This window comes from Dyadobacter sp. NIV53 (assembly GCF_019711195.1).
GTDB lineage: Bacteria > Bacteroidota > Bacteroidia > Cytophagales > Spirosomataceae > Dyadobacter.
The window spans coordinates 7,414,817-7,433,835 of sequence record NZ_CP081299.1; the positions used below are offsets into that span (position 1 = coordinate 7,414,817).

Annotated in this window: 26 protein-coding genes; 21 read left to right on the top strand and 5 right to left on the bottom strand. The window is 42.1% G+C overall.

The genetic code is table 11. The features are described from left to right. Window positions 1–378: 378 nt before the first annotated feature. From KZC02_RS30590 to KZC02_RS30625, 8 genes are read left to right on the top strand one after another with little or no spacing between them, the layout of a single operon-like run. Entirely contained in the window at window positions 379–708 is a 330-nt protein-coding gene (locus KZC02_RS30590; RefSeq protein WP_221392128.1) for a helix-turn-helix transcriptional regulator, read from the top strand. Window positions 709–756: 48 nt separating this feature from the next. Beyond that, a complete protein-coding gene (locus KZC02_RS30595) occupies window positions 757–1,335 on the top strand; it encodes a DUF6428 family protein (protein ID WP_229253893.1) in 579 nt (192 codons plus the stop codon). An 18-nt stretch (window positions 1,336–1,353) separates the two neighbouring features. Then, entirely contained in the window at window positions 1,354–1,851 is a 498-nt protein-coding gene (locus tag KZC02_RS30600; RefSeq protein WP_221392129.1) for a GNAT family N-acetyltransferase, read from the top strand. Window positions 1,852–1,856: 5 nt separating this feature from the next. After that, window positions 1,857–2,273, top strand: a complete 417-nt coding sequence (locus KZC02_RS30605; RefSeq protein ID WP_221392130.1) for an arsenate reductase ArsC — start codon at window positions 1,857–1,859, stop codon at window positions 2,271–2,273. A 1-nt stretch (window position 2,274) separates the two neighbouring features. Further along, complete coding sequence (gene arsB / locus KZC02_RS30610) at window positions 2,275–3,348, top strand: ACR3 family arsenite efflux transporter (RefSeq protein WP_221392131.1); 1,074 nt, start codon at window positions 2,275–2,277, stop codon at window positions 3,346–3,348. A gap of 7 nt (window positions 3,349–3,355) precedes the next feature. Next, complete coding sequence (locus KZC02_RS30615) at window positions 3,356–4,414, top strand: ArsO family NAD(P)H-dependent flavin-containing monooxygenase (RefSeq protein ID WP_221392132.1); 1,059 nt, start codon at window positions 3,356–3,358, stop codon at window positions 4,412–4,414. Beyond that, window positions 4,411–5,187, top strand: a complete 777-nt coding sequence (locus KZC02_RS30620; RefSeq protein WP_221392133.1) for a metallophosphoesterase — start codon at window positions 4,411–4,413, stop codon at window positions 5,185–5,187. The genes KZC02_RS30615 and KZC02_RS30620 overlap by 4 nt, the downstream gene beginning before the upstream one ends. Continuing rightward, window positions 5,184–5,843 carry a metallophosphoesterase gene (locus tag KZC02_RS30625; RefSeq protein ID WP_221392134.1) on the top strand — a complete coding sequence of 220 codons (660 nt, stop codon included), beginning with the start codon at window positions 5,184–5,186 and terminating at the stop codon, window positions 5,841–5,843. Before KZC02_RS30620 ends, KZC02_RS30625 begins: the two co-directional genes overlap by 4 nt. A 13-nt stretch (window positions 5,844–5,856) precedes the next feature. Here KZC02_RS30625 and KZC02_RS30630 read toward each other — a convergent pair. Beyond that, window positions 5,857–7,034 (bottom strand): IS3 family transposase gene (locus KZC02_RS30630; RefSeq protein ID WP_221389931.1). Its coding sequence is split into 2 segments (ribosomal slippage): window positions 5,857–6,764 and window positions 6,764–7,034, totalling 1,179 coding nucleotides; the frame shifts between segments, so codons are not numbered across the junction. Between the two features lie 25 nt (window positions 7,035–7,059). Then, window positions 7,060–7,740: an RHS repeat domain-containing protein gene (locus KZC02_RS30635; RefSeq protein WP_221392135.1), complete on the bottom strand. Its 681-nt coding sequence runs from the start codon at window positions 7,738–7,740 to the stop codon at window positions 7,060–7,062. Between the two features lie 309 nt (window positions 7,741–8,049). On the opposite strand from KZC02_RS30635, the gene KZC02_RS30640 reads away from it, so the two are divergent. The 3 genes from KZC02_RS30640 (at window position 8,050) to KZC02_RS30650 (ending at window position 10,576) form a co-directional block, all read left to right on the top strand. Further along, window positions 8,050–9,018: an amidohydrolase gene (locus KZC02_RS30640; protein WP_221392136.1), complete on the top strand. Its 969-nt coding sequence runs from the start codon at window positions 8,050–8,052 to the stop codon at window positions 9,016–9,018. A 224-nt stretch (window positions 9,019–9,242) separates the two neighbouring features. Next, window positions 9,243–9,791, top strand: a complete 549-nt coding sequence (locus tag KZC02_RS30645) for a type VI secretion system tube protein Hcp (protein WP_221392137.1) — start codon at window positions 9,243–9,245, stop codon at window positions 9,789–9,791. Between the two features lie 20 nt (window positions 9,792–9,811). Continuing rightward, window positions 9,812–10,576, top strand: coding sequence for a T9SS type A sorting domain-containing protein (locus KZC02_RS30650; RefSeq protein WP_221392138.1), 765 nt, complete (start codon window positions 9,812–9,814; stop codon window positions 10,574–10,576). Window positions 10,577–10,687: 111 nt separating this feature from the next. On the opposite strand, the gene KZC02_RS30655 is transcribed toward KZC02_RS30650, so the two are convergent. Then, the gene (locus KZC02_RS30655) at window positions 10,688–11,491 is read right to left on the bottom strand and encodes an SDR family oxidoreductase (protein WP_221392139.1); all 804 of its coding nucleotides are present in this window, start codon (window positions 11,489–11,491) and stop codon (window positions 10,688–10,690) included. An 81-nt stretch (window positions 11,492–11,572) separates the two neighbouring features. Here KZC02_RS30655 and KZC02_RS30660 point away from each other — a divergent pair, with 81 nt between their 5' ends. Continuing rightward, complete coding sequence (locus KZC02_RS30660) at window positions 11,573–11,932, top strand: helix-turn-helix domain-containing protein (RefSeq protein WP_221392140.1); 360 nt, start codon at window positions 11,573–11,575, stop codon at window positions 11,930–11,932. Window positions 11,933–12,040: 108 nt separating this feature from the next. Here the strand turns inward: KZC02_RS30660 and KZC02_RS30665 are convergent, their stop codons facing one another. Continuing rightward, a complete protein-coding gene (locus tag KZC02_RS30665) occupies window positions 12,041–13,108 on the bottom strand; it encodes a branched-chain amino acid aminotransferase (RefSeq protein WP_221392141.1) in 1,068 nt (355 codons plus the stop codon). Window positions 13,109–13,464: 356 nt separating this feature from the next. Between KZC02_RS30665 and KZC02_RS30670 the strand changes: the two genes are divergently transcribed. From KZC02_RS30670 to KZC02_RS30680, 3 genes are all read left to right on the top strand, one after another. After that, window positions 13,465–14,247 carry a class I SAM-dependent methyltransferase gene (locus KZC02_RS30670; protein ID WP_221392142.1) on the top strand — a complete coding sequence of 261 codons (783 nt, stop codon included), beginning with the start codon at window positions 13,465–13,467 and terminating at the stop codon, window positions 14,245–14,247. Between the two features lie 13 nt (window positions 14,248–14,260). After that, window positions 14,261–14,563: a hypothetical protein gene (locus tag KZC02_RS30675; RefSeq protein WP_221392143.1), complete on the top strand. Its 303-nt coding sequence runs from the start codon at window positions 14,261–14,263 to the stop codon at window positions 14,561–14,563. Between the two features lie 759 nt (window positions 14,564–15,322). Beyond that, window positions 15,323–15,658 (top strand): NIPSNAP family protein, encoded by a 336-nt coding sequence (locus KZC02_RS30680; RefSeq protein ID WP_221392144.1) that lies wholly within the window; start codon window positions 15,323–15,325, stop codon window positions 15,656–15,658. 6 nt (window positions 15,659–15,664) lie between these two features. Here the strand turns inward: KZC02_RS30680 and KZC02_RS30685 are convergent, their stop codons facing one another. Continuing rightward, window positions 15,665–15,802 carry an AraC family transcriptional regulator gene (locus tag KZC02_RS30685; protein WP_229253894.1) on the bottom strand — a complete coding sequence of 46 codons (138 nt, stop codon included), beginning with the start codon at window positions 15,800–15,802 and terminating at the stop codon, window positions 15,665–15,667. A gap of 6 nt (window positions 15,803–15,808) precedes the next feature. On the opposite strand from KZC02_RS30685, the gene KZC02_RS30690 reads away from it, so the two are divergent. The 6 genes from KZC02_RS30690 (at window position 15,809) to KZC02_RS30710 (ending at window position 18,893) form a co-directional block, all read left to right on the top strand. Then, on the top strand, window positions 15,809–15,985 hold the full coding sequence (locus KZC02_RS30690; protein WP_221392145.1) for an SDR family oxidoreductase: 177 nt from the start codon (window positions 15,809–15,811) through the stop codon (window positions 15,983–15,985). Between the two features lie 302 nt (window positions 15,986–16,287). Beyond that, entirely contained in the window at window positions 16,288–16,695 is a 408-nt protein-coding gene (locus tag KZC02_RS30695) for a putative quinol monooxygenase (protein WP_229253895.1), read from the top strand. A gap of 33 nt (window positions 16,696–16,728) precedes the next feature. Then, window positions 16,729–16,911 carry a hypothetical protein gene (locus KZC02_RS30700; protein ID WP_221392146.1) on the top strand — a complete coding sequence of 61 codons (183 nt, stop codon included), beginning with the start codon at window positions 16,729–16,731 and terminating at the stop codon, window positions 16,909–16,911. Between the two features lie 94 nt (window positions 16,912–17,005). Beyond that, the gene (locus tag KZC02_RS32315; protein WP_229253896.1) at window positions 17,006–17,566 is read left to right on the top strand and encodes a hypothetical protein; all 561 of its coding nucleotides are present in this window, start codon (window positions 17,006–17,008) and stop codon (window positions 17,564–17,566) included. A gap of 113 nt (window positions 17,567–17,679) precedes the next feature. Continuing rightward, complete coding sequence (locus tag KZC02_RS32320) at window positions 17,680–18,192, top strand: sensor histidine kinase (protein WP_229254432.1); 513 nt, start codon at window positions 17,680–17,682, stop codon at window positions 18,190–18,192. Continuing rightward, window positions 18,189–18,893, top strand: a complete 705-nt coding sequence (locus KZC02_RS30710) for a LytTR family DNA-binding domain-containing protein (protein WP_221392147.1) — start codon at window positions 18,189–18,191, stop codon at window positions 18,891–18,893. The genes KZC02_RS32320 and KZC02_RS30710 overlap by 4 nt, the downstream gene beginning before the upstream one ends. Window positions 18,894–19,019: the final 126 nt, after the last annotated feature.

The window sequence follows — 19,019 nt, forward strand, 5'->3', positions numbered from 1 at the left end:
TAAAATCCTGCCTGCGACCAGCTGTTGTCTTTTGCACTTTTTGCAAACCGGCAGCCTTACCATATATTTAATTCACTTACTAACCTTGCATCATACTGACAATATTATGAAGTATGCTTTTTTTCTTATTCTCTTCATACCCATTAGCCTGTCTGCCCAAAAAGTGGGGTAAACTAAAGAAAGGGAGAAAAACCGTCACGACTTTCGCGTAGGATTATAATTTAACTACAATGCAGTACATTCAATTCTCAGCGGATATAAAATTCATACAATTGGCCAATGATCTCCATTCGGTTGTCCGGAATCCTACATCAACAAAAAATTAAAAAATGTTAATCGTATTATTGCAATGAATAAAATAGTTTATACCTTTGGCACATGGGAGTTACAAAGACACAGGTATTCACGGACAAACAAAACCGTATTGCAGATCTGGCCAAGGCGCTGGCGCATCCGGCACGGGTTGCTATCATTCAGCATCTTTTGAAAGAGAAATCATGCGTTTGTGGTGATCTGGTAGAAGTGCTTCCGCTTGCGCAGGCCACGGTTTCACAGCATTTAAAGGAGCTTAAAAATATTGGTATCCTGCATGGAGAAATCAATCCGCCCCGTGTTTGCTATTGCATCAATGAAACAGTATGGCAGGAAGCAAAAGCTATATTTGGAGAAATCTTTGAACCGGATGTTGCAGTAGCTTGCTGCAAATAAGTATGTGGACAAATAATTTACTTAACTTTATTTAATCGTAACATAGCAATGAATAACTTAAATCCAATGAACTGGCAAGCCTTCAAAAGCACACTTTTGGAAAATCCGGATAAAATCCTCCAATTCCAATATGCAGAAGGTGAGTATGTAGATGCATCATATCATATTACCGAGATCAAACAGGCTCCGATTGTATCTGTCGATTGTGGTGGCGTGATGAACAGCTGGACGGAAATCATAGTACAGCTTTGGGAGCCGTCGGTAGCAGAGACTGAACATGCCATGAAAGTAAGCAAAGCGCTTTCCATCATCAGCCTGGTAGAAAAATCGCTTCCACTTAATCCGCTGGGCGTGGTCAAAATAGAATTTGGTAATTCAAAGTTTGATACCCGCCAGATGTACCCTTCTGAATTTATAGCTGAAGGTGATTCCTTTACTGTTAACCTGGCCGCTGATTTTACCCAATGCAAGGCAATAACCAGGGGACAAAGCTGTGGTACTACATCATCCGGTGAAGAATGCTGCACACCTTCCAGCAAAAAGGAAACTGATGTGAAACAAGTGCAGGTACTTGAAATGGTTGGTGCTGAAACCCAAAGTTGCACGCCAGGTGGGGGATGCTGTTAATAATCTAATCTGCTAAATATGATCACGATACGAAATTTAGAACCTGGTGACTGGCCAGCCGTCCGTGAAATTTATGAACAAGGTATAGCTACCGGAGATGCCACCCTTGAAACCAGTGCGCCCGAGTGGCCGGTCTGGGATCAGTCTCATGTAGCCCGGTACCGTTTTGTGGCACTTTCAGACAGCGGTGAAATTGCCGGGTGGGCAGCATTGACACCGGTGTCCGGAAGATGTGTCTACGCCGGAGTAGCCGAAGTGAGCGTTTATATCGGTAGCCGTTTCCGGGGACAAAAAATAGGTGATACACTTTTAAAGCACCTGATCCTGGAAAGTGAAAAAGGGGGCTACTGGACACTTCAGGCAGGTATATTTACCGAAAACGTCCCAAGTATCAAACTGCACGAGAAAAATGGTTTCCGTCTGATCGGATACCGCGAAAATATCGGGAAGATGAAAGGAATTTGGCGGAGCGTCAACCTTTTGGAAAGAAGAAGCAAAGTAACAGGAATAGATTAAGCAAAATGAAAAAAGTATTAGTGCTTTGCACCGGTAACAGTTGCAGGAGCCAGATAGCCGAAGGTTATCTCAGAAAATTTGCTGGTGATAAAGCCACCGTATATAGTGCAGGGGTTGAGACCCATGGAGTGAACCCCAAAGCTATTTCCATTATGGCAGAAGATGGGATTGATATCTCTGGCCACACCTCTAACAACATCGATGAATATAAAGACATTGACTTTGATTTTGTGATAACGGTTTGTGATAACGCCAAAGAACGCTGTCCCTATTTTCCGACTAATGCGAAGAAATTCCATCAGAACTTTCCGGATCCTGGCAAAGCAACTGGCAGCGAAGAGCAAATAACAGAGCAGTTTCGTACTGTACGTGAAATGGTCAAAGCCTACACTGAGAACTTTGTTAAAGAAAACTTAATATAGCATGTCTGCAAATAATTGTGCCCCTGCGGCAAACCGGAAGAAGCTAGGCTTCCTGGACCGTTACTTAACGTTATGGATTTTTCTGGCCATGGCCATTGGCGTCGGCCTTGGCAATTTTGTTCCCTCATTGCCTGATTACATCAATACTTTTTCAAGTGGTACAACCAATATCCCGCTTGCTATCGGCCTGATCCTGATGATGTACCCGCCACTGGCCAAGGTGAAATACAACAAAATGGGCGAAGTATTCCGCAATACCAAAGTGATGACGGCTTCGCTGGTACTAAACTGGATCATTGGGCCGGTACTCATGTTTATACTGGCCATTATCTTTCTTCCGAATCATCCGGATTATATGATCGGGCTAATTCTGATCGGTCTGGCGCGGTGTATTGCCATGGTCTTGGTCTGGAACGAGCTGGCAGAAGGCAGCCGGGAATATGCTGCCGGGCTGGTAGCACTAAACAGCGTGTTTCAAGTACTGCTTTACAGCTTTTATGCTTATTTCTTTATTACGGTTTTACCCCCATTGGTGGGATTAAAAGGACTGAATGTAAATATTACAATTGCTGAAATTGCTAAAAGTGTAGGCATTTACCTGGGTATTCCTTTTGCTGCCGGAATGATCAGCCGTTTTGGGCTGTCTGCCTTGAAAGGGGAAGACTGGTATGAGAAAAAGTTTATACCTATGATATCACCTGTTACTTTGGTTGCGCTTTTAGCTACGATCATGCTGATGTTCAGCCTAAAAGGTGAGCTGATTATTCAGCTGCCGGGTGATGTGCTTTTAATCGCTATTCCACTGGTCATTTACTTTGCGATCATGTTTTTGGTAAGCTTCTTTATGGCAAAATCACTGGGTGCGGATTACTCACAAAATGCTTCCATTGCCTTTACGGCGGCAGGTAACAATTTTGAACTTGCCATTGCAGTTGCTATCGGCGTGTTCGGTATCAACTCCGGCCAGGCATTTGTCGGTGTGATCGGTCCGCTGGTAGAAGTACCGGCATTGATAGCCCTGGTGAATGTGGCTTTCTGGCTGCGGGATAAATATTACAAAACTGAAATTGTCTGAGCCCTGCATGGAGTTATATGACCTGATTATTATTGGTGGCGGGCAGAGTGCTCTGGCTTGCGGGTACTTTCTTCGCCGGGCGAATCTGAAATACATTATTTTGGATGACCAGATGCAAGGCGGTGGAGCGTGGCAGCACGTCTGGGATACTTTGACTTTATTTTCACCGGCACAGCATAGCTCGTTGCCAGGATGGATGATGCCAAAATCAGAACATGAATTTCCTTCCAAAAATGAAGTACTGGACTATTTGGACGCTTATCAAAAACGCTATGATTTAAATATACAGCATGGCATAAAAGTGCAGGATGTTACAAAAGAAGGCGAGGTTTTCAATGTTTTTTCGGATCAGGGGCAGTATCGTAGTAAAACGGTGATATCGGCCACCGGTACTTTTCAAAAGCCATTTGTACCAAATGTGCCGGGTAAAGATCAGTTCATTGGTCAGCAGCTGCATTCTTCACAGTATGTAAATGCAGATCCTTTTATCAATAAAAAAGTACTGATTGTAGGTGCCGGTAATTCCGGAGCACAGATCCTGGCGGAAGTTTCAAAAGTAGCAACCACTGTTTGGGCAGCAGAAAAAGAGCCGGAATTTTTGCCCGATGATGTAGACGGCAGGGTGCTTTTTGATGTGGCTTCTGCCAAATACCATGCGATGAAAGAGGGCAAAGAATTTAATGCAGCTCAGTACAATGTAGGTAATATCGTGATGGTCCCGGCAGTAAAAGAGGCACGCTCACGTGATGTCCTGAAAACACGGCCTACTTTTAAAACCATGTACGGGAATGGTGTTACATGGCCGGACGGCAGCCATGAAACCTTTGATGTTGTGATCTGGTGCACGGGTTTTGGCTTTGCAACTGATCATCTTACAAATCTTGGAATTTTAAAAGAAAAAGGAAAGGCCGATTGTGAAGGCACAAGATCGAAGGAAGCTATCGGCTTATGGCTGGTAGGCTACGGAAGTTTTACCGGATACGCTTCTGCTACGCTGATAGGTGTAGGCCGGTCTGCCCGGCAGACCGTTTCTGAAATTATTGAATATTTAAATTTACAACCATGAAAATTGCCCTTTTTTCAGATATCCATGCGAACCTGCCTGCCTTAGAGGCGTTTTTTAAAGACGTTGAAACACGTGATACAGATGCCATTTATTGCCTTGGAGACTTGGTGGGATACAATATCTGGCCCAATGAAGTAGTTGATGAAATCAGAAAACGGGGTATTCCCACCATTGCCGGTAATTATGACTTCGGTATTGGAAGGAGCAGCGACGATTGCGGATGTGCCTACAAAACCGATGATGAAAAAGAGAATGGAAAAGTATCTATTGCTTATACAAATCAGATTGTAAAGGATGAGCAAAGGGCATACCTGCGTACTTTGCCAGCTCATATCCGGCTGGAATTTCAATTGAATGAAAAGCTTTTGCAAGTGCTTTTGGTTCACGGCAGCCCGCGCCGGATCAATGAATATTTGTTTGAAGACCGGCAGGAGCAAAGCATGATCCGGATCATGGAGCAGGCAAATGCAGATGTGATGCTCTTTGGCCATACACACAAACCGTATCATAGAATCTTGGATTCAGTTCAGACAGACGGCAGCGATCATTTCCGTCATGCGATCAATATCGGATCTGTTGGCAAACCCAAAGATTGCGATCCAAGAGGTGGTTATGTAATCCTGAATATTGGGCAGGATGCATCCATAGCAAATAAGGACAGCATTACGGTAGAATTTATACGCTTTGATTATAATGTTGAAAAAGCTGCCAAAGCCGTAGAAGACAGTATTCTTCCTAATGCTTACGCAGAATCCTTACGAACCGGCAAATGAGAATAGCATTACTATCTGATATCCATGCCAATCTTCCTGCTTTTGAAGCAGTCCTTGAAGATCTGGAAAAACAAAAACCGGATGCGGTTTACTGCCTGGGTGATCTGGTTGGCTATAACGTCTGGCCAAACCAGGTAATTGGTTTGATCCGCAAACATGGAATTGCCACCATTGCGGGAAACCATGACCTGAAAGTCTCTAAAATACTTCCATCAGAAGGTGAATGCAGCAAAGAGCAAAGCAGTGAGTATGCTTATAAGCTTGTTGGCTCTAAGGAGCGGGATTATCTTTTGACACTTCCCAGGCATTTGAAACTTGAATTTCAGCTCAATGATGATCATTTAAATATGCTTTTGGTACATGGCAGTCCCCGCAGTATCAACGAATATCTTTTGGAAGAGCTGCCTAAGCAATATATGCTGGATTTGGTTAAAGAATTTAATGCTGATATCCTGTGCTTTGGTCATTCACACAAGCCTTACCACCGGATCATTAATTCCGGAAAAGACGGTAGTAACCATTATCATCACCTGATCAATACCGGCTCCGTTGGAAAACCCAAAGATGGTGATTCAAGGGCCTGTTATGTGATGCTTACTATAAGCCAGTCAGCTACTGTTACCAGTCCGGATGGGATACTGGAATTGCAACAATAAAGAGGACAAAATGTTAAGCCGCAATTTTCTGCATATTTAAAAGTTCTTCAAATTCTTTTGGTGACATGTACCCGAGGGCAGAATGAAGCCTCTTTCTATTATACCAGGTTTCAATATATTCAAATACAATTATTGCTGCCTGGTGTTTATTAATAAAAGTATTTTGGTAAACACATTCTGCTTTTAAGGTCTTAAAAAAACTTTCAGCAACCGCATTATCCCAACAATTTCCTTTTCTGCTCATGCTTCTTATTACCAGTGGGCTTTTGTCCAGCAAACTTTTAAATTCGTTGCAGGCGTATTGAATTCCCCTATCCGAATGGAAAATTAATTCACAGGTTACGCTTCTATTTTTCAGAGCCATTTTCCACGCAGGTATCACAGTATCAATAGCTTTCATTGTTGAACTAAGCGCCCATCCAATTACTCTCCTGTCAGCTAAATCCAGTACTATGGTGAGATATAGCCAACCTTGCGTCGTTTTAATGTATGTGATGTCAGACACCCACGCAGTAGCTATTTTTTCTACTTTAAATTGCCTGTTAAGCTTATTTGCTACAACCGGATATGTATGTTCAGAATCTGTTGTGACACGGAATTTTCTCTTGACAATACTTCTTATTTTTGCTTTCTTCATCAGTCTGGCGACCCTTGGACGGGACACTTTCACCCCCAGTTTGTACAATTCCTGAGTGACCCTGGGGCTTCCGTACGTTTGTTTACTATCCCCATGAATAACAATTATTTTATCGATAAGGGTCTGATTTTCAATAGCTGTATCCGATAGTTTATTGCTCAGCCAAGTATAAAACCTGCTTCTGCTTACCTTAAAAACCATGCACATTTTCTCAATGGGAAATATTTTCCGGTGATCCTTTATGAACCCGAATATTTGCCATCGCTCCTGGAGAAAATGCCTACAGCCTTTTTTAAGATATCTCGTTCAAGTTGTGTGTCGCGGAGTTCTTTCCTTAGCCGGGCCAATTCCTGTTCCGTTTCACTTAAAATCACCTTTCCGTTGCCAGGAAAACTACCGTTTTGTTTCGCAGAAAACTCTCTACGCCAGCGGTATAGCATAGCAGGTGGAACATCCAATTCTTTTGCCAGTGCAGCAAGGTCTGTGCGGCTATTGCTTAGTTCAACGCTCATCAGTTTGAACTCCTTGTCAAATACTCTTCTTTCTCCAGACATAAGTGTTAAGTTATAAAAGTTTCACTTAACTCAATGTCCACTTAAAGGTAGCAAGTCCAGTATCATATGAAGCTTCTGCTTTTACCAATCGTACAGAAGCAGCATTCATATCTCCGCCTACTCCTTCACCAATTTTTAAAGCCACTCTTTGTCCAGCTGTAACTTCAACGCTACTTTTCACGTATCCGCTTACATTTTTCGTCAAGTAGTTGTTTGTCGCGTTAAATAGCTTTTTGAAGTCATCACAGATAGGGCAATCCCCGTTTGGATCAGAATATCTAATCGGATTATTCCAGCCATACTGATAAATGCTTAATTGCTCCTGGCTTTTTGTGACAGGGTCAACACTGGTGAACCTTCCGGTCAATGGATCATAAAACCTAGCCTGCAGATCAATATACACGCTGGCAACCTGTGTTTCTTTTCCCAGGAAGTTGTAACAGTTAATTCCGTTTCTTGCATTCAGGGGGACGCCCACATCTTTGGGTATTTCCTGGCTAAAGGGATAATAATCCGTTTTCTGAACAATTGTCCCTGTTTCATCAAATGCTGTCTTGCTGTTGCCTTGATAATCCTTTAGATAATACTCAATTTTAATCAATCCGTTCCGATAAACAGCTTGTCCTTCTGAGAGCTGTACCCGGTCCAGTACATTTGTTGACCCTGAGATCCGGTAATTAAAGGGCCCTTCATATTTCAAAGCCACGGTATCAGAGGTAAACTTATGCTTATTGCCTCAAACTAACAATATTAGATGTTGCAGCGGTTTAACCAGATCATTAACACGTAGGATCATTTATTATAAAAATAAAAGATTTCAAGAAGGCTAGTATAATTAAAAGTTACCTAGTCCCAGGCACAAGGAAAACGGCAGGATATTTTGACAAAAAAAATGGTTTATACTTTCTCCGGATCCTGCAAATCGTAACCAGGCAATTTTGTCTCTGGTGAGTAAACTACTGCATAAAATCGTTTTGAATGATAATAGTGATTGCTGCCCATAAACTTTTTATTAATGAACCGGAGAAAATTTCTTGCTTTATCCGCCGGCGTTTCCGTTGCTGTTGGTTTTCCAGAAGTAAATACTGGACTAAATGTGACAATACCAATCATTGATACACACATACATCTGTTCGATACGAATCGTTCTCAGGGCATACCCTGGCCGGAGAAAGGTGATAAAATTCTTTATAAACCGGCTCTTCCTGAACGTTACCGCAATATTGCCGGACGGACTGGAATCGTTGGTGCTATTGTCGTAGAAGCCAGTCCTTGGCTGGAAGACAACCAATGGGTTCTTGACATTGCAGAAAAAGATAAAATTATTGTCGGTGTCATAGGTAATCTTGAACCGGGAAAACACGACTTCGGGAAACAGCTTGGTCGTTTTCAGAAAAATCCACTTTTTCGTGGTATCCGTTATGGGAACTTATGGGGACACGATATTTCAAGCCAGCTGGCAAATCCTGGTTTCATCTCAGATCTTAAATCCTTGGCGCAGAATGGATTGATATTGGATACTGCAAATCCAAATCCTGCGCTGCTGTCCGCAATTGTGAAGCTCACAGATCTGGTTCCTGATTTAAAGGTTGTAATAGATCATTTGCCACAGATGGCCATTCCTGAGGATAAAATCATTCGAATGTCCTATGAAGCTGACCTGCGGGAGCTCGGCCAGAGGCCAAAAGTGTTTGTGAAAATTTCTGAGGTTTTACGCAGGGTGAACGGCCAGATACCAACGGAATTAGGTTTTTATCGCGAGCGCCTGGATGAACTTTACACAATCTTTGGTGAAGACAGGCTGATGTATGGAAGTGATTGGCCGAACAGTGACCAATGGCTGCCTTTTGAAGATGGACTAAACCTGGTACGCAGCTACTTCTTGGAAAAGGGCCAGGCTGCTACGGAAAAATACTTCTGGAAAAATTCCGTAGCCGCATATAACTGGCAAAAACGTGATGGTACACAACCAAAAACGTATTGAATCCATCCAGTGGCAACTAACCTGCAAAGCATAAGTAAAATTGCCGGTTAATAAGAAGTTTAGATTCCATATTGTAATTCTTACTAACTTGATAATGAAATCATGATTCACATTTTACGCTGAGTTATACTTCATTCCTGTTTCCTCCAACACCACTTCTTTTTTAGAATATTTCCTGCTTTTTCCAGAATATTTCCTTCGTACATCTCAAATGTTATAAAAAAATGAAAAAAGTCTGCTTGCTTTTATTTTGTGCCTGTTATCTTTCTTTTACGTCCCGGGTTACCGGCCAGGGCCTTTTTCTTAAAGCTGGTGAGCTGACGGCCGGGGCAAGCCAGAATGATACTTACCAGGATTATGCTGAAATACACAGCTTTCAGTTTGGGACAATGATAGATGTAAATATTACCGGCGGAACCGGATCCGGGGTGGGCAAACCCAGTGCAACCAAGGTCGTTGTGACCAAATCAGTTGATGTAAGTTCAAGTAAATTATTGCAAAAACAATTGATGGGCCAGATCATACCAGAGATTGAAATTATATCCACTAATTTCAATGGTACCATCGTTCATAAAATACAGTTAAAAGATGTTTATATCTCCGATGTTGCCACCAGTGGAGCTGCCTGTTCAGGAGGATGCCCGGCATCTGAAACCCTTAGTCTGGTCTATACTGCCATTAAAATAACGACATATACCATGAATCCAAATGGTAGCGTCACACCCGACACGCCTGTTATGTTTAATTTCCGCACCATAACACAAACCTATTAATGTCTGCAACGTAGGATTTTATGAGATATTTTTTCTCTTTGTTTGCTTTGTTGGTAGTGGCTACTTATTCGTGGGCGCAAACTCCTTTTTACCAGTCACCTGCCAAAGAAGCTGCTGATCAGCTGGTTGCCAAAACCCAGCCAGAATATTATGTCAGACTGCAGGCAGGCCGTTTCGCGGCAGATCCTTGCGGGCCAGATTTATGTAAATCTAACCCGTTACCTGTTACTTTAAAAAGCTTTTCCGGTGAACGTTTGGATATCACGAAGGTGATTTTGTTTTGGGAAACAAGTTCTGAAAAAAGTTTTGACCGCTTTGAGGTACAACGAACGCTCAGGCCACAATATGGCTTTGAAACAGTTTCTACCATGAAAGGGGCGGGGACTTCTGCTGTCACGCACAAATATCAGCTAACGGATGTCAATGAAAACACGGGTTATACCTATTATCGATTAAAACAAATTGACCTGGACGGAAGCTTCGAATATAGTTCGATTATTGCCATTAAAGGAGCGGTAGTGCCACTGTCAGTTAATGCATTTCCAAATCCCGGGCAAAGCAAAAATATTACATTCAAGACAACCGGCCTGAGTGTAAATGATCAGCTTGCAGTAATGGTTTATGATGTCCGGGGCCGTGTGATTTACACAAATGAGAATTTTGCGGTCACTTCGGATAAGCAGGTTTTTAAATTAAAACTGCCGCTAATGCCAACAGGTAAATACATTGTAAAAATGAAGGGCAAAAACCAGGTTGCTACCGCTTCTTTTGTTATCATTCCATAGCATCAGATAAAATCAGGATAAACCGGATATGCAGTTTATCCTGATTTTAATTTATTTATTACCAGACATACAGCCAGGAAATTAATTTAAAATGCGATTTCAAATTTGGCCTTATTCTCCCAGCATCATTTGTTTAATGCCTTGTCTAAATCCTTCATCGCCTGCTGCAAGGCGCTGTGCATACAATGCTTTTGCGTCTTCACCACAGACATACCGTAAGGTATTTTTGCCATCGGTAGCGGCTTCGTACACAACCTCTGCAATTTGTTCCGGAGTGGACATTTTAATTTCGGGTCCGCTCAATGCAGCGAAAAACTTTCCTGCCAGAACTTCATATGCCGGATGGGAAGGAAACACCGATCTTTCTGTCATATCCGTAGAAACCAAACCTGGCTCAATATTTTTGATACCGATGCCAAACTGGGCTAATTCAAATGACAAGCTTTCAGCCCAGCCTTCCAATGCCCACTTACTGGCATCGTACATCGAACTGACCGGAAAGGCCATGAGCCCGGCCGAGGAAGTTGTGTTGATAAACAATCCTGATTTCTTAGCCCTGAAATTTGGAATAAAAGCTTTGGTGACACGCACTGTACCCAGGAAATTAGTTTCCATTTGACCCACAATTTGTTCGTCGGTTGTGGCTTCCAATGGTCCCAGTACGCTATATCCTGCATTGTTGAATACCACATCGATATTGCCCATGGCCAAAGCTTTTTCAGTGGTATCAATGATTTGCTTCACATTTGTTACATCCAATGGCAGCAGTATAACATTATCGAGCTGATTCAGTTCTGTTTCATTTTCAGGCTTACGCATGGTAGCGATAACTTTCCACCCTTTTGCGGCAAATAGTTTGGCTGTGGCCTTACCAATACCTGCTGAGGCACCGGTGATAAAAATTGTCTTTGTCATTTACTGTTTTATTTTATTTCGGCCCAAACTTATCGGATATTTGCTATACATATACTATTGATTACCTAAAAGAAAGTGACTATGCTTTTTGATACGAATACCTGTGACCCTGAGCAATCCAGGCAAAGAACACTGGCATTAAGGGATGCTATCGAGTTATTGAGCGGGAAGTGGAAATTTTGTATTCTGCTTAATCTGTATCAGTATAAGATCATGCGTTTTAAGGACTTGCAGGAAACATCAATAGGTATAACCCCTAAGGTGCTTTCAAAAGAATTACAGGAACTGGAAGAAAATCTGCTGATCACACGAACAGTTAATAATACTAAACCCGTAACGGTTTCTTATGCACTGACTGACCACGCCATTGAAACCCAGCCAGTAATCAATGCTTTGATCGAATTTGGATTAAAGCACAGGAAAAAAATTAAAGACGAATGAAAACCGGAAGCTGGCAATGAAAGAAAAATGACGGTTTTTTTTGTGCAGATGTAAAAATAGCGGGCAACCTTGTGATTGCCCGCTATTGACGTGAAATAATTTTAACCGTTACACTTTCAGCGTCCAGCCAAAAATGTCTTCTGTTTTTCCGGTGTAGATTTGATTCAGATAATCCTTTACATTTTTAGCAAACGAATCTTCTGCCACTTCGGGAAGTGTGTAATCCGCACCTTCGTATCCAATCGTAGCAATGTGCGAAACTACCGCCGCTGTTCCGGCACCAAAGGCAGATTCCAAACGTCCTTCTTTCAGGGCGTCAATGATTTCTTTTACTGAAATCCTGCGTTCTTCAACCGGAATTCCCCAGTGATGTGCAATGGCAACAATCGTTTTACGTGTAATTCCATCCAGTGTAGTATCTGATACGAAAGGTGTTACAAGTTTTCCGTCCATTACAAACATCACATTCATTGCCCCCGATTCCTCAATGTAAGCATGTTCCCGTGCATCTGTCCAGATCAGCTGGTCGTAACCCTCCTGTTGCGCAAGTTTGGCGGGATACAATGAGCCTGCATAATTACCACCACATTTTGCACCACCCACGCCACCTTCTGCTGCCCGGATAAAGTGTGTTTCGATTTTCACTCTTGGAGGTTTCGCGAAATACGAGCCAACCGGGCCTGTAAAGATGATAAAGGTATATGTATCGGACGGTTTTACTCCGACATAAGCATCCGCCGCGAACATATAGGGACGGATATAAAGCGCACTTCCTTCCTGTGACGGCACCCATGCAGAATCCAGGCGAACCAGTTCGGTTAAACCACCCATAAAAATTTCCTCAGGGATTGCCGGCATACACATACGTTCTGCTGATTTGTTAAACCTTTTCCAGTTATCTGTCGGTCGGAAAAGCAGCGTGTCGCCTTGCGGGCTTTTGTAGGCTTTCATTCCTTCAAAAATCGTCTGTCCGTAATGCAAAGCAGCTGTTGCCGGGCTTAGCGAAAGCTCACCATAAGGGACGATGCGTGAATTTTGCCAATGACCGTCAGAATAATCGGCAATAAACATGTGGTCGGCCATGTTGCGGCCAAAACCAAGATTGTTGAAATCAATTTCTTTCAAACGTGATACCTCCGTTTGCCTGATTTCTATTTGTAATGTGTCGGCAGTCATAATCCTTCAAGTTATGCTGAAAATTAGGTAGTAGTGTTATTTTCAATTCTTCCGCAATTTAAATAAATAATTAATTAGTACAACAATAATTTTTAAAACAACTTTATTGAATACTGATAAAGCAGCGAAACTTGTAGTAGCTGTTTAGCTTAATCTATTAATGAAAACCGGCGTTGAGTTATCATTGAACTGAATTCATTATTTTATGATTTAAAAACATTTTTTACTTTTATGATATATAGATAAATATTTATAACTTATCTGATAATAAGCATATTATGTATATTTAAATATACTAAAATCTGTTGGTTTTTACTCTTGTTATATTTTCCATCCATTTGTAAACTTCAACCACCATGAACAACTCATCTGATACAGCTTCACCCGATTTTGAAACGCCCAACATTGATGCTCAGAAAATGGATGCTTTTCTGGGAAAGGTAGTAACCGACTTTGGAGCTGCCTTCAGCGCACCTCTGTGTTACATTGGCGACAGGCTGGGTTTGTATAAAGCCATGGCTTTTGCCGGCCCGCTATCTTATGAAGAACTTGCCCAAAAAACCCAAACTGATGCGCGTTACGTGCGGGAGTGGCTAATTAACCAGGCAGCCGGTGGGTACGTAGACTATGATCCGCCGACTAAAAAATATACTTTGCCCGATGAGCACGCCGTCGCCCTGACCGTAGAGGACAGCCCGTATTATGTTGTAGGAGGTTTTCAGATTGTGAACGCGATGAACAAAGCCGATGAGCGGATCATAGAAGGTTTTCATACCGGAAAAGGAATGTTATGGGGAGAACACCACCACAATCTGTTTCAGGGAACGGAACGTTTCTTTAAACCCAGTTACATTGGAAACCTGATACAGAGCTGGCTGCCGGCCGTGGAAGGAGCCGTAGAAAAACTTCAGGAAGGAGCAAAAGTAGCCGATATTGGTACAGGCCATGGCATTTCTACGCTCATTATGGCGCAGGAATTTCCCAAATCCCGCTTCTTTGGTTTTGATAATCATCAGCCCTCTATTGAGCGGGCGAATCAGATCGCCAAAGAGCAAGGCGTAGAAGACCGTGTAGAATTTATGGTAGCCAGTGCGCAAGGAATTTCCAGGCGAGCAATACGATCTGATCACTTATTTTGATTGTCTTCATGACATGGGGGATCCCGTAGGCTCATTACATCAGGCTTATAAAGCGCTATCGCCCGATGGGGTAGTAATGGTGATAGAGCCAATGGCGGGCAGAAAAACGGAAGAAAACTTCAATCCTGTGGGCCGGGTATACTCAGGAGCATCCGTATTATGTTGTACACCTAATGCAATTGCCTCTGGCCCTTATGCTTTGGGAACAGTTGCAAGTGATGATGCACTGGCAGAAGTTGCCGGGAAAGCCGGATTCAGCAGCTTTACAAGAGTTACCGAGACACCTTTTAACCGGGTATTTCAGGGTAAGAAATAAATGATACAGTTTAATCTTTAATCCTGCATCTACGTTTGACTAATCGTCACATATTTAGTAAACCTGTACTTTTGATGGTACTTATGCTGGTTTTATAGTATCCCTATAAAATTCAGAATCGGTACCATCAAACAATGTTTTAGCCAAAACCGAAAGGAATTGGTCATTTGAATGATTTTCAGAACGGATTCTGCTGCAATTTTACAGGAAGGGGTATAATATTAATTAATAAGGTATTGCAAAAAAATGGGATCATTGCAGGATATTATACAGATGCACTTTTGGGCAAATTCCAATTCCTGAAATAGTGTAAAAGCAAGGAACGTGATCTGATGCTCATTCCGGATTTTATTAAATCCATTTGTGAAAGTTTTATTTGATGCTTCATTATGCAATCACAAAGTCAAAACCATTATCACAGTGCTCATGCTTTCCAAATTCAGAAGTTTTGACTGAACACCAGAAACGAAGCTATTTTCATCGGATTTTTGTCTGTCATGTTGATCGGTGGAAGAGGTAAGTATGAATATTTTAAATACATTCTGAACCGATGCACCAAATTTTTCAAATTCAACTAAAATTCCCAGCCACCCATTGTTGGCATTTTAATGTCAAGAAATAAAATGGTTTGTGGATCATCTTCACACTCAGCATATTTTTGATTAATAATGTCACCTCGGTCAAATGTAGATGCGGGTCGGTTACCCTGTTCAGAAATATCAGTACATTTACTTAAACCGGTTTTAACCAAAATGTACTATGATCACTTGTTTTTTAAAATACAAAATCGACCCTGCCAAACTAAAAGAATTTGAACATTATGGAAAACTGTGGATTGACATAGTAAATGAAATGGGCGGTCTGCATCATGGATATTTATTGCCGCATGAAGGTGAAAACGACGTAGCGTATGCCTCCTTTTCATTCAATTCACTCGCAGAATATGAAGTATATCGAAACAAAATACCACTTTCACCAAAATGCCTGGAAGCAATAGATTATTTTGATAAAACGCATTGTTATTTCAGCTACAATAGAAGCTTTTTAAAACCGCTTTTCGAGGGAGTAACTGACCAGGCAAAATTATTTTATTGAGACTATTTAATTCAGCGACCGATAATCAACCGGTGTCACACCAGTACTTTTTTTAAACACTCGTGTAAAGTGATGCGGATATTTAAAACCCAGATCATAGGCAATTTCACTGATTGATCTGCTGGTGTTCAGAATCTTTTTCACACCGTAATGGCAGACCAGATGATAGCAGGCGGACAGAAAGATGCCTTGGATCAAATGCTGACGCAGGTATCTGTGGGTCGTTTAGGACGACCGGAAGGGATTGCAAGCACTGTAATTTTTCTTTGCAATTATGCGGCGAGTATGGTAGTGGGCCATAATCTGGATGGTGGCCTTACTATTTAGTCAAAAAAAAGAACTTTTTTCCATGAGAAAATCCTGTTTTTAACCATAATCTCTATTTTTTTATTGCAGTTGAGCAGCCGTTCGCAAACCAAAGCCATTTTTCCAGAAGGAAAACTAACGGCAACCAATTTTACCGAAAAGTGTGGGCGCAGCCCTTAGTGCCAAAGGACAGTATCTTTAATCTCGTAGCAGTGAGCGTAACGTTTGAACCAAGGAGTAGTTACCTGGCTGGTCCCGGTCATTGATAAGCAATACAATGGACCTAAAAACTAACCGTTTACATCAACCAATTTTTTAGCTGTATGAAAGCAAACCATGGAATTCTTACATCATTCATTATCTGCATACTTATGGTAGCCACAGGTTCTGTTAAAACTTTTGCGCAAGATCAAAGAAAGGTCCGCATGGCAAAACTTGAAATCCATTCCGCCGATCTGAAAGCCTACAAGGAGGCACTTGCTGAACACGCAAAAACGGCGGTTAAAGTAGAACCGGGTGTTCTCGCTCTGCAAGCTGTACAGGATAAGACTCATCCCGAACTTTTCACAGTTTTTGAAGTGTATGCCAGTGAAGAAGCGTATCAGTTTCATCTGAAAACACCGCACTTTCTGAAATACAAAACGGGCACACTGAAAATGGTTAAATCGCTGGAATTGATCGAAGTGGAGCCGGTTGCACTGGAAATTAAACCGGAATTGATAAAGCATTAAAAAGGATTGTTCCGCTTAAACATCATCAATGCAATGGATTTATACAAAACAAAAAATGGAAATTGGTCGCCTTGCGGCTCTTATCCTGATCGGGTCAGTTATTTTTTGGCAAATACAAATGCACAACAGCGGGATAGGACCTGGTCGGTTTATAAAGCAGATGCAAACAGCTCGAATTATTCACCTTTGGATCAGATCAACGTTTCAGATTTTTAATTTTCCCATTAACCACAACAATTCCCATTTTGACCAAGATTATTCGTGGCAGTCTGTTATCCTTTGTAGTTTAGGGGTGTAGATTAATCGGTAGATGGCGGCTATAATAAATAAGCGTATCAGTACTTTGCTCGTTGGAACTGCACTTGCTGTTCTGCCGATCCTATATTTTGTTTACAGTGGTGTCAGCTGGACGCCGATAAATCCGCATGAGCATTTGATTCAAAACGGGTTGGCTTATATTTTTCTGGTGCTTTTCTCTTATTTGAATTATACGTTTTTTGTGCCCCGCTGGTTTTTAAACAAGCAATATGCGCGTTACTTTTCCATCACAATCTGCTGTATTCTGGCCACAGCTTACCTGCCTTACCGTATCGAACAGTGGGCATTTTTCCGGCCGCCTGTCGAGCATACCGCACAGGCCTGGATCCGTCAGATTTTCTGGGAAGAAATGATGCTTAACCAGTCGCATTCTGAAAAATCAAGACCACCGAAGGACGATTTTCATTCAATAAACACCCCGCCTGATCTGTTGGATGATCATGAACATTTTCGTGGGCCTCGACTTTCAGGTCCTCGAGATGGCAGGTCTTTATCCATTATTCTGCCGGCAAAATTGGCGATTTTTTTCTGCTTGGTGCGGTTAGCTCGCTGATATCAATTCTCATCCAGGCGACAAACAGGCTTCGACAGGTTGAGAACGATCAGTTACAGGCGGAGCTGCGGCAACTCAAAGCCCAGATTCAGCCGCATTTTCTTTTTAATACGCTGAACAGCATTTACGCCCTGGCTATCCGGAACGATCCGCATACTCCCGATACCATCGTGCAGCTTTCAGAATTTCTCAGATATATTATCCGTGATGCCAACCGCGAGCTCGTTCCGTTGACGACCGAATTAAATTATATTAGTAATTACATCGGGCTGCAAAAAGCGCGGCTACGGGATGCGGTGCAGGTGGATTTTCGGTTGGATGGCGAGGCAAAAGGACTGACAATTGCGCCGCTGATCCTGTTTTCGTTCATCGAAAATGCGTTCAAATATGGTGTGAACCCGGAGGAAGATTCACGCATCGAAATTCACCTGGCTCTAAATAACGACCGCTTGCAATTACACGTTTACAATCATAAAGTTCAGGTAAACCACATGGAGGAATCCACTGGCATTGGCCTGAAAAATACAAAAGAACGGCTCCGGCTCATTTATCCCAACACGCATGAGCTGACGATCGATGATACTGAAAAGGATTTTCGCATTAACCTGTTTCTAACTCTGACATGATAAAAGCCATTGCTCTGGATGACGAGCGTCCCGCTTTGGATATCATAGAGGCATTTTGCAGCCGTCTTGAATCCATCAATCTGGCAAAAACATTCATCCGCACCGGCGAAGCGCGGCTATATATGGACGACAATCCTGTCGATCTTATTTTTCTGGATATCAATATGCCGAGGGAATCCGGATTGGAATTTTCCAGGAGCATTGCCCAGCAAACACTTGTTATTTTCACGACGGCTTACAGCGAATTTGCTGTCGAGAGTTATGAGGTTCAGGCGGTGGACTATTTGCTGAAACCGTTTACTTTTCAACGATTTGAACTGGCCGTACAAAGAGCCCAAAAACAGTTACAAGCATTGCGTAAAAATCCGGTAAGCAACCAGAATGAGGAAACCGCACATATTTTTCTACGTGTTGATTACGGTTTGGTAAAAATTACACTTGCCGACATTCTTTTTATTGAAGGGCTTGACAATTATCTTAAAATCCATTTGCGGGAATCCCGTCCGCTGGTGGTCAGGCTTACAATAAAAGCCATGCTGGAAAAATTGCCTGAATTGAATTTCGTCCGTGTTCACCGGTCCTATATTGTTGCCATTGATAAAATTCAAGGCGTCAGGAATAAGATGATCCATGTCGGAGAAGAAGAAATTCCGGTCGGCAGCAGTTACGAAAAGGACTTTTTTAGTCGGTTTCTCAAATAATTTTTACCCGAACTTTTGCCTCTTTGGTCACAAAGAAATTGCCTTAGCCACAACATTTAGCCTATTAACCACAGTTTTATCACACTTCCCTAGTGACCCACGTACTTTGATTTAAATAACATTGAA

Bases quoted from the DNA above. Each gene is read 5' to 3' on its own strand.
- KZC02_RS30590 (WP_221392128.1), top strand. From the start codon at position 379: ATGGGAGTTACAAAGACACAGGTATTCACGGACAAACAAAACCGTATT.
- KZC02_RS30595 (WP_229253893.1), top strand. From the start codon at position 757: ATGAATAACTTAAATCCAATGAACTGGCAAGCCTTCAAAAGCACACTT.
- KZC02_RS30600 (WP_221392129.1), top strand. From the start codon at position 1,354: ATGATCACGATACGAAATTTAGAACCTGGTGACTGGCCAGCCGTCCGT.
- KZC02_RS30605 (WP_221392130.1), top strand. From the start codon at position 1,857: ATGAAAAAAGTATTAGTGCTTTGCACCGGTAACAGTTGCAGGAGCCAG.
- arsB (WP_221392131.1), top strand. From the start codon at position 2,275: ATGTCTGCAAATAATTGTGCCCCTGCGGCAAACCGGAAGAAGCTAGGC.
- KZC02_RS30615 (WP_221392132.1), top strand. From the start codon at position 3,356: ATGGAGTTATATGACCTGATTATTATTGGTGGCGGGCAGAGTGCTCTG.
- KZC02_RS30620 (WP_221392133.1), top strand. From the start codon at position 4,411: ATGAAAATTGCCCTTTTTTCAGATATCCATGCGAACCTGCCTGCCTTA.
- KZC02_RS30625 (WP_221392134.1), top strand. From the start codon at position 5,184: ATGAGAATAGCATTACTATCTGATATCCATGCCAATCTTCCTGCTTTT.
- KZC02_RS30640 (WP_221392136.1), top strand. From the start codon at position 8,050: ATGAACCGGAGAAAATTTCTTGCTTTATCCGCCGGCGTTTCCGTTGCT.
- KZC02_RS30645 (WP_221392137.1), top strand. From the start codon at position 9,243: ATGAAAAAAGTCTGCTTGCTTTTATTTTGTGCCTGTTATCTTTCTTTT.
- KZC02_RS30650 (WP_221392138.1), top strand. From the start codon at position 9,812: ATGAGATATTTTTTCTCTTTGTTTGCTTTGTTGGTAGTGGCTACTTAT.
- KZC02_RS30655 (WP_221392139.1), bottom strand. From the start codon at position 11,491: ATGACAAAGACAATTTTTATCACCGGTGCCTCAGCAGGTATTGGTAAG.
- KZC02_RS30660 (WP_221392140.1), top strand. From the start codon at position 11,573: ATGCTTTTTGATACGAATACCTGTGACCCTGAGCAATCCAGGCAAAGA.
- KZC02_RS30665 (WP_221392141.1), bottom strand. From the start codon at position 13,108: ATGACTGCCGACACATTACAAATAGAAATCAGGCAAACGGAGGTATCA.
- KZC02_RS30670 (WP_221392142.1), top strand. From the start codon at position 13,465: ATGAACAACTCATCTGATACAGCTTCACCCGATTTTGAAACGCCCAAC.
- KZC02_RS30675 (WP_221392143.1), top strand. From the start codon at position 14,261: ATGGGGGATCCCGTAGGCTCATTACATCAGGCTTATAAAGCGCTATCG.
- KZC02_RS30680 (WP_221392144.1), top strand. From the start codon at position 15,323: ATGATCACTTGTTTTTTAAAATACAAAATCGACCCTGCCAAACTAAAA.
- KZC02_RS30690 (WP_221392145.1), top strand. From the start codon at position 15,809: ATGGCAGACCAGATGATAGCAGGCGGACAGAAAGATGCCTTGGATCAA.
- KZC02_RS30695 (WP_229253895.1), top strand. From the start codon at position 16,288: ATGAAAGCAAACCATGGAATTCTTACATCATTCATTATCTGCATACTT.
- KZC02_RS30700 (WP_221392146.1), top strand. From the start codon at position 16,729: ATGGATTTATACAAAACAAAAAATGGAAATTGGTCGCCTTGCGGCTCT.
- KZC02_RS32315 (WP_229253896.1), top strand. From the start codon at position 17,006: ATGGCGGCTATAATAAATAAGCGTATCAGTACTTTGCTCGTTGGAACT.
- KZC02_RS30710 (WP_221392147.1), top strand. From the start codon at position 18,189: ATGATAAAAGCCATTGCTCTGGATGACGAGCGTCCCGCTTTGGATATC.